At 51.1% G+C, this 12,177-nt stretch carries 12 protein-coding genes; 3 read left to right on the plus strand and 9 right to left on the minus strand.

The features are described from left to right. Positions 1-30 precede the first annotated feature (30 nt). On the minus strand, positions 31-579 hold the full coding sequence (tadA, locus tag AC6I6N_RS04545) for a tRNA adenosine(34) deaminase TadA (RefSeq protein ID WP_497943256.1): 549 nt from the start codon (positions 577-579) through the stop codon (positions 31-33). Between the two features lie 61 nt (positions 580-640). On the opposite strand from tadA, the gene AC6I6N_RS04550 reads away from it, so the two are divergent. Together AC6I6N_RS04550 and AC6I6N_RS04555 are read left to right on the plus strand one after the other, a co-directional pair. Next, a complete protein-coding gene (locus tag AC6I6N_RS04550) occupies positions 641-1,585 on the plus strand; it encodes an ABC transporter ATP-binding protein (RefSeq protein ID WP_125276743.1) in 945 nt (314 codons plus the stop codon). Next, positions 1,582-2,343, plus strand: a complete 762-nt coding sequence (locus AC6I6N_RS04555) for an ABC transporter permease (RefSeq protein ID WP_497943257.1) — start codon at positions 1,582-1,584, stop codon at positions 2,341-2,343. The genes AC6I6N_RS04550 and AC6I6N_RS04555 overlap by 4 nt, the downstream gene beginning before the upstream one ends. Before the next feature lie 68 nt (positions 2,344-2,411). Here the strand turns inward: AC6I6N_RS04555 and AC6I6N_RS04560 are convergent, their stop codons facing one another. The 8 genes from AC6I6N_RS04560 to xsc all read right to left on the minus strand — a co-directional run bounded on the left by AC6I6N_RS04560 (position 2,412) and on the right by xsc (position 10,998). Further along, complete coding sequence (locus tag AC6I6N_RS04560; protein WP_376913069.1) at positions 2,412-3,317, minus strand: cache domain-containing protein; 906 nt, start codon at positions 3,315-3,317, stop codon at positions 2,412-2,414. 1 nt (position 3,318) lies between these two features. Beyond that, positions 3,319-4,659 (minus strand): TRAP transporter large permease, encoded by a 1,341-nt coding sequence (locus tag AC6I6N_RS04565; protein WP_108727561.1) that lies wholly within the window; start codon positions 4,657-4,659, stop codon positions 3,319-3,321. Positions 4,660-4,662: 3 nt separating this feature from the next. Beyond that, the gene (locus AC6I6N_RS04570; protein WP_094196905.1) at positions 4,663-5,229 is read right to left on the minus strand and encodes a TRAP transporter small permease; all 567 of its coding nucleotides are present in this window, start codon (positions 5,227-5,229) and stop codon (positions 4,663-4,665) included. Positions 5,230-5,345: 116 nt separating this feature from the next. Beyond that, positions 5,346-6,338 carry a TRAP transporter substrate-binding protein gene (locus AC6I6N_RS04575; protein WP_094196906.1) on the minus strand — a complete coding sequence of 331 codons (993 nt, stop codon included), beginning with the start codon at positions 6,336-6,338 and terminating at the stop codon, positions 5,346-5,348. A gap of 94 nt (positions 6,339-6,432) precedes the next feature. After that, complete coding sequence (locus AC6I6N_RS04580) at positions 6,433-7,881, minus strand: NAD(P)/FAD-dependent oxidoreductase (RefSeq protein WP_094196907.1); 1,449 nt, start codon at positions 7,879-7,881, stop codon at positions 6,433-6,435. A gap of 1 nt (position 7,882) precedes the next feature. Beyond that, positions 7,883-8,272 (minus strand): nuclear transport factor 2 family protein, encoded by a 390-nt coding sequence (locus tag AC6I6N_RS04585; RefSeq protein ID WP_497943258.1) that lies wholly within the window; start codon positions 8,270-8,272, stop codon positions 7,883-7,885. A 28-nt stretch (positions 8,273-8,300) separates the two neighbouring features. Continuing rightward, positions 8,301-9,107, minus strand: a complete 807-nt coding sequence (locus AC6I6N_RS04590) for a thiazole synthase (RefSeq protein WP_094196909.1) — start codon at positions 9,105-9,107, stop codon at positions 8,301-8,303. A 76-nt stretch (positions 9,108-9,183) separates the two neighbouring features. Continuing rightward, on the minus strand, positions 9,184-10,998 hold the full coding sequence (gene xsc / locus AC6I6N_RS04595) for a sulfoacetaldehyde acetyltransferase (RefSeq protein WP_442778976.1): 1,815 nt from the start codon (positions 10,996-10,998) through the stop codon (positions 9,184-9,186). A gap of 208 nt (positions 10,999-11,206) precedes the next feature. Between xsc and AC6I6N_RS04600 the strand changes: the two genes are divergently transcribed. Further along, complete coding sequence (locus AC6I6N_RS04600) at positions 11,207-12,172, plus strand: AAA family ATPase (RefSeq protein WP_094196911.1); 966 nt, start codon at positions 11,207-11,209, stop codon at positions 12,170-12,172. Positions 12,173-12,177: the final 5 nt, after the last annotated feature.

Raw genomic sequence — 12,177 nt, forward strand, 5'->3', positions numbered from 1 at the left:
TGAAAATAAAGTGCTGCTATTTTAGCGAGACTACTGGGCGCCATCCAGCGGCGATTGGACTGTTTGAGCCTGCTTTTGCAACTTCTTTTGTTCCCGTCGTTCGCGGAAAAAATCCCGTAAGGCCTGGGCCGCCTCCTCGGACATCAAACCGCCCGAAACACGGGTGTGGTGATTCAGAGTGGGATGCAAGTGCAAGGACTCCACGCTGCCACACACCCCGGTCTTCGGATCGGCTGCCGCCCACACCACGCGTGACAGACGCGCATGCAGCAAGGCCCCCAGACACATCATGCAAGGCTCCAGAGTCACAAACAAACTGGCTCCGGGCAGGCGGTAATTACCGACCTTACGCGTTGCGGCACGCAGGGCCACGATCTCGGCATGCTGGGTGGGATCGTGATCACAGACCGTGCGATTCGAGCCCACGGATAGCAGCCTGCCATCCGCATCCAATAGTACGGCACCGACCGGCACTTCGCCGATGCTGGCTGCCAGTTGAGCCTGTTCCAGGGCTAAAGCCATCGCCTGAGCATCACTCAAAACGTCACTGTCTGTTTGCGGTGGTAAGCTAGTTGGCATTGTCACATCCATTGCGTTATTCAAACCCTGTCGGCACAGCAAAAGGGTCATTTTACTGTCTATGCAGAACACTCCTGATTCCCACGCTATTTTGCGTGTTCGAGGCCTGAGCAAACAATACGCAAACGGGCATCAAGCCCTGCACGCTTTAGACCTGGATATCTGGCGAGGCGAAATCTTTGCCTTGCTCGGTGCCAACGGCGCAGGCAAAACCACCTTGATCAGCATTATCTGCGGGCTGGTCAATCGCAGCAGCGGCACCGTCCTGGTAGATGGGGCAGACAATGTCACCGACTACAAGCGCGCCCGCCAGAAAATTGGCTTAGTGCCACAAGAGCTGAGCGCCGACTCCTTCGAGACCGTCTGGAATACCGTCAATTTCAGTCGTGGCCTGTTTGGCAAAGCCGCCAATCCGGCCCTGATTGAACAGATTCTGAAAGACTTGTCCTTGTGGGATAAAAAAGACAGCCCCTTGATTACGCTCTCGGGCGGCATGAAGCGCCGCGTACTGATTGCCAAAGCGCTTTCTCACGAACCTGAAATCCTGTTTCTCGATGAACCGACCGCCGGTGTGGACGTGGCCTTGCGCCAAGGCATGTGGGCCTTGGTCAAGCGATTGCGTGATCAAGGGGTCACCATTATTTTGACCACCCACTACATCGAAGAAGCCCAGGAAATGGCGGACCGCATTGGCTTTATCAATAAAGGCTCACTGCAACTGGTCGAGACCAAACATAATCTGATGCGCCGCCTGGGCGGCAAAACCCTAAGTTTGACTTTGGCTGAGCCGCTCAGCGCCCTACCCGCCTCGCTGGGTTCACTGGGCCTACAGACCTCCGCGGACGGCATGAGTCTGCTCTACCCCTTGAACAACCGCGACCAGGAACACGATTTGAGCAGCTTGCTGGCGGCTATCGGCCAAGCAGGGCTGAACATTACCGACATCCATACCCGTGAACGCAGTCTGGAAGATATTTACGTTGAGTTTGTAGGGGCACAATCATGAATTGGTACGCCATTCTGGCTATTTACCGCTACGAAATGTCGCGCACCCGCCGCACACTGCTGCAAAGCATTGTGGCACCCGTGATTTCTACCGCCTTGTATTTTGTGGTGTTCGGCGCTGCCATCGGCCATCGCTTCAATGAAATTGGCGGTGTGCCCTACGGCGCATTTATTGTGCCTGGGCTTACCATGCTGTCAGTGCTGACGCATAGCGTCTCCAACGCCGCCTTCGGGATTTACTTTCCACGCTTTACCCGCAATATTTACGAGATTCTGTCAGCGCCCATTTCCCACTTTGAAGTGGCCCTGGCCTTTGTGGGTGCAGCAGCCACCAAGTCGTTGTTTCTGGCGGCCATCATCCTGATTACGGCGCGCTTGTTTGTCCCTTACGAGATTGCCCACCCCGTCTGGATGCTGTGCTTTCTGGCACTGACCGCCCTGACCTTCAGCCTGCTGGGTTTCATTATTGGCATCTGGGCCGACAATTTTGAAAAACTACAGTTTGTGCCCATGCTGATTCTGACCCCCCTTACCTTTCTGGGCGGCACTTTCTACTCTATCGACATGCTGCCCGAATTCTGGCAAAAGCTGACCTTGCTGAATCCAGTGCTGTACCTGATCAGCGGCTTTCGCTGGAGCTTTTTTGATCTGGCCGATGTGAATGTGTGGCTGAGCCTGGGGATGACACTGCTGTTTTTAAGCGTGTTTCTGGGCGTGGCTGCCTGGATTTTCAAGACAGGATACCGGTTGCGGCCTTGACCTCTCTCGCGATCACACATAAAAAAACCGGCCTGAAAAGGCCGGCAAGGTTGGAACAAAGTCCTTTCTCAAGGGGGGGATTCAGGAAACACAGTAGTGCCCACAGCAATCACCATCTCCCCCATCTGTTGATAAAACGCCCGTCTGTGCTCCACTTGGCGTGTTTCGGAGCTTAGCCACCAGTAATCAATAGATTGGATCGTGTTAGGTGAGGCATGCTCCAACATTTCCCGTAGAAAATGCTGGCCTTGCACATCGGTAATATCATCCACCGAGACATCGTTATTCTCCGCGAATACAGGATTCAGCACCACCTTGCGCTGCGCTTTGTCCAGTACAAACACATATTGATCCTGGCGTCTGAACTCGCCCTGTTTATTACGGAATTTACGTAGTGCGGCTACAGGATCAGCAAAGTATTCGCTCATCGCCTGCTCCAGCATTTGCTTGGCCTGTTCCTCGGTTGGGTAGCCAGGGAAAAACCCGACAGCAATCACAATCCCATCCACGACCTCAAAATACGTAATTTTGACTTCATGCTTGCCTTCATTAGGATTAAACCAGTAGTACTCAATACTCCCGGACTGGTTTTGTTTCGCCAACGCTAACATCTGGCTAAAAAAAGGCTGTCCGGCATCGTCCGTTTCACTCAATACGTTCTGCCCTATCAAGCCCGCCGACCAGCCACCGCTAGACAACATCTGGCCCGCAAGACTCACGCTATATACGTATAAATCACGGTCAATAAAGGCCGGATCGTGTGTGAAATCATTCACCGCTTGGGGGCCGTTCTGGCGTATGTGCGCTATCGCCTTGTCCAATAATCGATGCGCTCGCTGTTGTTGCGCTCCAATCGTGGTAGGCAGCAAGCCTGTTGCCTGCGCCACACCGGGCGCGCCAGCCTGTACGCCACTCGCGTACGTTAGCGACGCCCCGACCACTACCGCAGCCAGAAAGTTATGCACAATACTCATCTCAATACCCCATTAATCCAGGTAACCATAGTGATAGACCAGGGGTGAAAGCGATGATGAAGACAGCCACTACCAACACCAGAATAAATGGCAATGCTTTGACTACGACTTGTTCTACGGTCGCTCCCCCTATGCCCGATGCCACAAACAGGTTTTCTCCTAATGGCGGTGTAATAAAACCCACAGACAAGGTACAAATCACCACAATCCCAACGTGCGTAGGGTCTACCCCCAACATATACGTCACAGGCAGTAACACGGGCACCAAAATCATGATGGCAGCCAGTGTTTCCATGAACATGCCCACGAACAGCAAGAAGACAATCAGGATGGTCCAGATCAAATACATATTGTCTGTCCAGCCGATCAAGGACTCAGCAATCAAGGCAGGAATACGCTGCTCGACCAGCAAGCGGCCAAATACGGTTGCTGCAAATAAAATCAACAAAACGCGACCCGTAATCCAGGTCGTGGTTCGCAAAGAATTGAATAATTTTATCCAGCTCATTTCCCGATGAATGCAAACACCTACGAACAAGGTATAGACAATAGCCACGACGGCTGATTCTGTAGGGGTAAAGAAGCCCGCATAAATTCCGCCCAAGATAAAGACCGGCGCGAAAATAGACCATATGCCACGGCGCACGGATTTTTTCAAATCCGAAAAACACCACCCCGAACCAATACCTTTATATCCAGACTTACGTGAAATGGCGTAGTTCATTACAAGTATGCTAGATGCCATGATTATCCCTGGAACCACGCCGGCAATAAATAATTTGGAAATGGAAACCGTAGAAAATTGACCATGCAAAGCGATAGCTTCTGCGGGTGGCCGTAATCCCAAGGCCGAGATACCAAAAATCACCATAGGAATAGAGGGTGGAATAATAATTCCCAAACCGCCTGATGATGCCGTTAATGCTGAGGCATAGCTCAAGTCGTAGTTACGCTGCGTCATTGCCGGAATCATCAACATCCCGACAGCCGCAGTGGTGGCAGGGCCAGAACCCGAAATAGCTCCAAAGAACAGGCAAGCCAGAACGGTTGCCATACCCAAGCCACCTGTAACTGGCCCCGCCATTGTTTCTGCAATATCAACTAAACGTCGCGAGATCCCGCCTGCTTCCATCAACGCACCTGCCAAAATAAAGGCAGGCAATGCCATCAAAGGAAAGCTTCCAACTGAGGTAAAGGCTATTTGAACAAAAGAGATGGGGTTTTTCCCCAGGGCCAAAAATGAAAACATGGCGGCGCCGGCCAGCGACACCGTAATAGGCGCGCCTAGCAGCAACAGTACAAAAAACCCACCAAACAATAACCCGACAATAGACTGCTCCATGGATTAGGCTCCTTCCACCACGCTATCGCGGGCTTCAGCCCCCTGGCGCTTGATTGCTTCTAATTCTTGACTTTCAGGGTCTACCAGCTCTACATGCTTAAACCAGATCAAATAGTTATTCCACAAAATACGTAGAGACATCAGTAAAAAGGCAACTGGCAACACCATGAAGAAATACTTCATGGGAATACCAGTTGTCTGCGACCTCCAAAACAAATTCATGCGATTAAACACAAATTCGTAACTCAGCCAGGTGAAATACAAGTTAAAGGCCACCCAAAGCAAATCAGCAATAGACTCTGTCACTTTCTTTACAATGGGCGGAAAGAACCTGAACTGAAACGTCACCCGATTGTGTGCTGACATTTTGGCGGCTACGACAGCCCCTAGATAGGCAAACCATACAAACATATAGGTTGCCACCTCTTCACCCCACGGAATACTGTACGCAAAAAACTGCCGCAGAATAATCTGTACAAATAACAGAAGCACAAAGGCGCCAAGCAAGAAAGCACAAATGTATTCTTCTATGTGGTCGACTATGTGTAGCGCTACTCTTTTGATCGTCATACCTGTCTCCAACATCCCGCTTTCACCTGATTGGGGCGTATATCGGGCAGCATCAAGACAGATACCAGCCTACGGCAGGTATCTGCAGCAATTCACGATTTAATGAGAAATAGGGGTTAACGATTCAGCGTGGCCAAAACAGCATCCAAGCGCTCTTTACCGCCAATCGAGTCATAAAATGCAGGCCACACTTTGGTGGTGGCTGCGTCAATCCAGTCCTGCTCGTTGTTGGCAAGCTCTACGATTTCCATACCCGCTGCTTGCAACTCTTGCTTGATGTTGTCTTCCGTGACCTGGATATATTCGTAGCTGTACTCAGTAGCAGCTTGCCCTGCTTCCAGAATCCACGCCTGGACCTCAGGAGTTTGCGCCTGGAATACTTGCTCGCTCATTACCAATGGTTCTAACGAGAACAGGTAACGAATCGGAGTAATGTACTTCTGCACTTCATCAAACTTCATGGCAGAAATAGTGATGTAAGGATTGTCCTGACCGTCGACCACACCTTGCTGCAATGCGGTGAAGGTTTCATTCCACGCCATCGGTGTCGGGTTTACACCCAAGGCATTATAGAAAGCGATCATCAGCTCATTTTTGGGTACACGAATGATCAAGCCTTTCAGGTCATCCAGGCTGCGTACAGGACGTTTGGAATTAGTCAGGACCCTAAAGCCGGAATACGACCAACCGACAATACGCACACCCGCATCACGAATCGTCTTTTCGGTAAGTTCTTTGCCAACATCACCTTGCGTCAAGGTTCTTGCGTCTTCCAGACTTTGGATTACGTAAGGCATTGTGAGCACAGCCACACTGGGAGAGAACGGAGTGATGTTGTTGATCGCTAGAATCGAGAAATCCAGCAGGCCCATCGCGGCGTCATTAATCGTATCTTGTTCATCGCCCAACTGACTGTTTGGGAACAAATCTGCGGTCACACTACCACCACTTTTTTCTTTTAACTGCTCGGCAAATACTTTGCCCAGTTCATATTGAGTTCCGCCTGCTGCATCACCAATCGCCACCTTGAAGGTGGCAGCACTTGCTGTCGTTGCCAACAACAAACTTGCTACCCAGACAGAACCTGTGAGCCATTTTTTGAGTGTCATCCAAGTCTCCTCCCTCTTTTTCCAGAGGTGTATGTGTCACTACAGCAAAACCAGGCACCAGACTCCTTTTTCCAATGCCTGGGGATTTCAGTCCTTACAGCGCCTCATCTTTCAAGTGATACCAGCGATACAAGAAACGCTGGCCAAATCGTCTGAACGGAGCAAAAAACTCTGACTCCACCATTTCCCTGACATTCGGAAATGGCAATCTATCTTGGAAAATAGGCAGATCCAGCTCCTGGCCTTTACCTGCAATCCATTGCGCCATGCGTCGACCTGCCTGGGATGAGTACATCACGCCATTACCGCCATACCCCATCGCGTAATAAATAGTGTGTTGTGGGTCAGGCTGTACAATGCGCGGCATCATATCGTGACTGACATCCACCCAGCCCCACCAGGAATACGCAATTTCAATGCCTTTTAGCTCTGGAAACTTGCGCTCCATTGCTCCTACCAACAGATCTTGGTACTTGCGTTGTGGGGCATCTTTACCCGTAATCGCACTGCGGCTGCCTATCTGCAAACGATTGTCGGGCAGCAGGCGGTAGTAATTACGTAGCACTCGGGTATCAGTCAGTACTTGATGCGTATAAAAATGGCAGGCTTCAATCTCAGCGGGCGTCAGGGGACGGGTCACCAGAGAGTTGGACAAAATCGGCAACAAGCGATTTTTGAGCTCTGCATGCAAACCATTCGAGGTATAGCCACCGGTAGCCACGCCAACGGCTTTGGCTTTCACAACACCACCCGGTGTTTGCAAGTAGTGGTAGCCATTACGCGTTTTCCAACTCTGCACGGGGCTGGAGGGGTGGACGGTAGCGCCCAAAGCACGCGCCTTTTTTAAATACCCAAAAGCCAATTTGCCAGCGTGTATCCCAATACCTTCAGGCTCATGCATCGCCCCATGAGCCTCACGGTCATTCACCCACTCATTACGTACCGTATCTGCACCAAGAATACGGGCGTCGTACTGAAAGGTGTCTCGTAGCAGCGCCGCTTCTTTTTCCAGTACGGGCATGAGCCGTTCGCGGTGAGCAATATACAAATGGCCACCCGGTTGCGGATCACAGTCTATGTCTTTGATCAGCTCTTTAAAGTTTTCCATGCCCTCTACGCACTCACGGTGCATTTTGAGAGCAGTATCCAACCCCCAACGCTGAATCCATTGCGAACGTTTTAGGCGACCTGACGCACACTGCGCCTGCCCCCCGTTACGGGTACTGCAACCCCAGGCGCTGCGGTTAGCTTCCAGCACTGTTGCTTTGATGCCGTGTTCTTGTGCCAGAAAAATGGCTGTGGTCAAACCGGTGAAACCGGAACCGATGATGGCCACATCCACTTCGATATCGTGGGTAATGGGGCCATCATCTTCGGGAGGTTCTCCCGCCGTGCCTATCCAATACGTAGGCGCATATTCCGTACCTTCTCCAGGGTTGCTATGTGTCGCGAGTGGATCATAAGCTGGATCATAAGCACGTCTAGCGGGTGTCGCTTGCCCTAACGTCTCAGCCGCAGTCTGTTTTGACGTTTCCTGGAGCATATTATTCCCCGCTGGTCACTGGGGGACGATTCTTGCGGAAGGCATTTTTAATGGCAATTTTGTCACCCTCAAAAGTGAACAAATCCACCATCAGTGCTTCATGTTTGCCGCCATTCAAGTCTGTGCCTTTAAAGCGAGACGTAGACACGGCATGGTTAGCATCCAACATGTAGAAGTCACCATCTAACCATGCAGCATCCGGGAAGTTCTTCCAGGCAGACTCAAAGGCCACGCGTACTTTCTCATGGCCCTGATGCGTTGTGCCGGCAACCTCATTACCCGCGATCGCGTAGAACACACAATCATTGGTCATCATGCTCATGATGGCGTCAAGGTCATGGTCATTCCAAGCTTGGGTGTACGCTTTCAATAGTTCTAATTTTTGATTCATTTTCTTGTGCTCCTTCCAGTTATCGTCGTTATTGCACTACCGGCCGTGCATTGCTATGTATGAGCCCTGTCGTAGGCGATGAGGCTTCGGCCAGATAATGTTTCTTGGGCATGCGTCCGGCTAAAAACGCATCGCGTCCCGCCTGCACGGCCCTGCGCATGGCTCGTGCCATACGAATGGGATCTTGTGCGTAGGAAATGGCAGAGTTCATCAGCACCGCATCACACCCCAGTTCCATGGCGATGGTGGCATCTGAAGCCGTTCCCACCCCGGCATCCAACAGCACAGGTACATTTATTTGGTCCAGGATCAGACGTATATTCCATGGGTTCAAGATACCCATGCCCGAGCCGATAATGGAGGCCAGTGGCATGATGGCTACACACCCCATGTCTTCCAGCATACGAGCTTGTATCGGGTCGTCAGAGCAATACACCATCACATCAAAACCGTCTTTAACCAGCGTTTGCGCGGCCTTCAAGGTTTCAGGCATATTGGGATACAAGTTTTTCTCACTCCCAAAAATTTCCAGTTTTGCCAAGGAGTGGCCATCGAGCAGCTCACGCGCCAGGCGCAGTGTGCGTACTGCATCGTCGGCACTGAAGCAACCTGCCGTGTTAGGTAAATAGGTGTAGTCCTGCGGAGAAACGTAGTCCAGCAAACTGGGCTCACCCGCCTCCTGACCGATATTGGTACGGCGGATGGCAACCGTGACAATCTCTGCCCCGCTCTGCTCAACAGCTTCACGGGTTTCAACAAAGTCCTTGTATTTGCCAGTGCCTACCAGCAGTCTGGATTGGTATGAGCGGCCTGCTATAACGAGTGCATCTTCCATAAAACAGCCTGTTCTTTTGTTGACCTCAACAGGAGGGGCAAAGCAACCCCTCCAGGCACCACTCAATCTGAAAAAATTAGACGTAGTCTTTATATTTTTCCAGCAAACGCACAGGACGCTTCAGTGCATCACGACGGAACGGATCGCCCAGTTCCCGGGTACACATGATTTCCAACACGCAGGTTTTCCCCTCCTTCATCTGCATGTCAATCGCGCGTTTGAATGCAGGACCCACATCCTCCAAACGGTCCACGACTATACCCTCCGCCCCCATGGCTTTGGCAATGTCTGCAAACGAGGCATTGTCCAGTTCACCGGCGACAAAGCGGCGGTTGTAGAACTCCACCTGGTTCTTCTTCTCGGCACCCCACTGTCGGTTATGGAAAACCACCGCCGTCACTGGAATTTCATGACGCACTGCTGTCATGATTTCCATCATGCTCATGCCCCATGCGCCATCACCGGCATACGACACGGCGGGACGCTCGGGCGCAGCTGTTTTGGCACCAATAATGGTTGGCAAGGCGTAACCACAATTACCAAAGCTCATCGGTGCAAAAAAGCTGCGTGGTTTTTCAAAGCGCAGGTAACTATGAGCCACAGAGTTGATGTTCCCAATATCGGTAGACACCATCACGTCGTCAGGCATGGCTTTTTCCAGCTCACGCAATACTTGACGCGGGTGCAGGTACTCTCCGCCAGTAAAGGTTTTCTCTTTGGCGTTTTCAGCAATCATGTCCAAGCTGTATGGGTCGGTTTCATGTGTCCACGAATCCAGCTCCGCTTCCCATGTTGCTTTCTCTGCAGCAATGGTCGCTGCACGTTCGTCTTTCGTTGCATCGCTTGCCAGCTCCTGTGCATTCACACGAGCCAGCAATTCTTTGGCTACAGCCTTGGCATCACCGCAAATACCAACGGAGATTTTTTTCACCAAACCCAGCATTTTGTGGTCGGCATCGATCTGGATGATCTTGGCGTTTGTAGGCCAGTAATCAATACCGTACTGAGGCAAGGTGCCGAATGGTCCCAATCGCGTGCCCAGGGCAATCACCACATCAGCTTGCGAGATCAGCTTCATACCTGCTTTCGAACCTTGATAACCCAAAGGACCGCACCACAGTGGATGGCTGGCAGGGAACGAATCATTGTGCTGATAGCTATTTACAACGGGTGCTCCCAAGCGCTCGGCCAAAGCTTTGCATTCCTCGACAGCATCGCTCATGACCACACCGCCGCCAGAAATAATGACTGGGAATTTAGCCTTGGACAGCAACTCCAGGGCCTCTTCCAGTGCTTTCTCACCGCCGTGACCACGATCCAGTTTGCGGGGTGTAGGGATCTCACATGTCACTTCGCCGTAGAAGTAGTCACGTGGAATATTCAATTGAGTTGGCCCCATTTCTGTCATCGCACGCTCGAAACACAAGCTTGTGTATTCGGCCATACGAGCAGGATTGGTGACATGCCCTTGATACTTGGTGAACTCCTGGAACATGGGCAACTGATTACATTCTTGGAAGCCACCCAGACCCATCGTATTGGTACCTGCTTCTGGCGTCACAATCACCACAGGGCTATGCGCCCAGTAAGCGGCCGCAATGCCGGTCACGCAATTACTAATGCCAGGGCCGTTCTGGCCGATCACCACACCATGTTTACCGGATACGCGGGCATAACCATCAGCCATGTGCGCCGCCCCCTGCTCATGCACAACAGGAATCAAACGGATCCCTGCTGGAGCAAAAATATCCATGGCGTCCATAAAAGCGGACCCCATAATCCCAAACATATCCTTCACGCCGTAGGACACCATGGTCTCTACAAACGCCTCTGACGGGGTCATTTTTGTTAATCCGCTTACCGGTTTACGGTTATCTGCTACCTGGCTCATCACCTAGTCTCCATTGATATACAAAGTCAGTGTCTGGCACACCATATCTATCAAAAATCTTATTATTCGAGATCTTTTGATCACCTTATCGAGAAAAAAATAGGCTGTCAATCATAAAATAGCTAATAATCTCGATATTCGATATATTTAGTACCATAAATTGTGTATAAATAGATGGAAACCCTAAGTCTGAGCTAAAGGAGTAAAGATGTCGCAAAAAACAGAGATACCCGAACATACCGTTTCAGTAAATACGGAATTTGGTATAAAAAGCGCATTGCATGTACCGGCTTTCAGTGAACGCTCAGAGTACGTCCCTGCTCTTGATAAGGCGTACCGTTTTGATCCTGAGGTCACCTTGTCATTGCTTGCCGGCTTCGCTCACAACCGACGCGTCCTCATACAAGGCAGACACGGCACAGGGAAATCCACACACATAGAACAAGTGGCCGCCAGACTGAATTGGCCGTGTATACGCGTAAACCTGGACGGTCATATCAGCCGCTTAGATTTAGTAGGTAAAGACACCATTACCATTCAAGACGGGCTGCAAGTCACACGCTTTCAGGAGGGGGTTATTCCTTGGGCAATGCAACGCCCGATGGCCTTGATACTGGACGAGTACGATGCAGGCAGACCCGATGTAATGTTCGTGATTCAACAGATACTGGAACAAGATGGCCGCTTTACCCTGCTGGATCAAAACCGTGTTTTGCACCCTCACCCCTACTTCCGTATTTTTGCCACGACCAACACCTTGGGCCTAGGCGATCAGACTGGCTTATATAGAGGTACTCATAGCCTGAACCATGCCCAACTGGATCGTTGGAACATTGTCAGCACCCTGAATTATCTGCCTGCCGCCCAAGAAGAAGCCATTGTTCTGGGACGCGTGCCCAGTAAAAATACCGAGCAGGGCAAGCACGATATACAAGCCATGGTGGCGCTAGCCAACCTGACCCGACAAGCATTCTCTGTGGGCGATTTATCCACGCTAATGTCACCGCGCACCGTAATTACCTGGGCGGAGAACTGCACCCTCTTTCACGACAAGCGCCGTGCTTTTGTCGTCTCTTTCTTCAACAAATGCGATGAAAGTGAACAAAACCTGGTAAAGGAGCTGTATCAACGCTGCTTTAACGAAGAGCTGGTACCCAGCGACGCAACCGCCTGACCCAG

This window comes from Alcaligenes sp. LTN-3 (genome assembly GCF_059735605.1).

Excerpts from the sequence above, each read along its gene's own strand:
- tadA (WP_497943256.1), bottom strand. The coding sequence starts at position 579 with ATGCCAACTAGCTTACCACCGCAAACAGACAGTGACGTTTTGAGTGAT.
- AC6I6N_RS04550 (WP_125276743.1), top strand. The coding sequence starts at position 641 with ATGCAGAACACTCCTGATTCCCACGCTATTTTGCGTGTTCGAGGCCTG.
- AC6I6N_RS04555 (WP_497943257.1), top strand. The coding sequence starts at position 1,582 with ATGAATTGGTACGCCATTCTGGCTATTTACCGCTACGAAATGTCGCGC.
- AC6I6N_RS04560 (WP_376913069.1), bottom strand. The coding sequence starts at position 3,317 with ATGAGTATTGTGCATAACTTTCTGGCTGCGGTAGTGGTCGGGGCGTCG.
- AC6I6N_RS04565 (WP_108727561.1), bottom strand. The coding sequence starts at position 4,659 with ATGGAGCAGTCTATTGTCGGGTTATTGTTTGGTGGGTTTTTTGTACTG.
- AC6I6N_RS04570 (WP_094196905.1), bottom strand. The coding sequence starts at position 5,229 with ATGACGATCAAAAGAGTAGCGCTACACATAGTCGACCACATAGAAGAA.
- AC6I6N_RS04575 (WP_094196906.1), bottom strand. The coding sequence starts at position 6,338 with ATGACACTCAAAAAATGGCTCACAGGTTCTGTCTGGGTAGCAAGTTTG.
- AC6I6N_RS04580 (WP_094196907.1), bottom strand. The coding sequence starts at position 7,881 with ATGCTCCAGGAAACGTCAAAACAGACTGCGGCTGAGACGTTAGGGCAA.
- AC6I6N_RS04585 (WP_497943258.1), bottom strand. The coding sequence starts at position 8,272 with ATGAATCAAAAATTAGAACTATTGAAAGCGTACACCCAAGCTTGGAAT.
- AC6I6N_RS04590 (WP_094196909.1), bottom strand. The coding sequence starts at position 9,107 with ATGGAAGATGCACTCGTTATAGCAGGCCGCTCATACCAATCCAGACTG.
- xsc (WP_442778976.1), bottom strand. The coding sequence starts at position 10,998 with ATGAGCCAGGTAGCAGATAACCGTAAACCGGTAAGCGGATTAACAAAA.
- AC6I6N_RS04600 (WP_094196911.1), top strand. The coding sequence starts at position 11,207 with ATGTCGCAAAAAACAGAGATACCCGAACATACCGTTTCAGTAAATACG.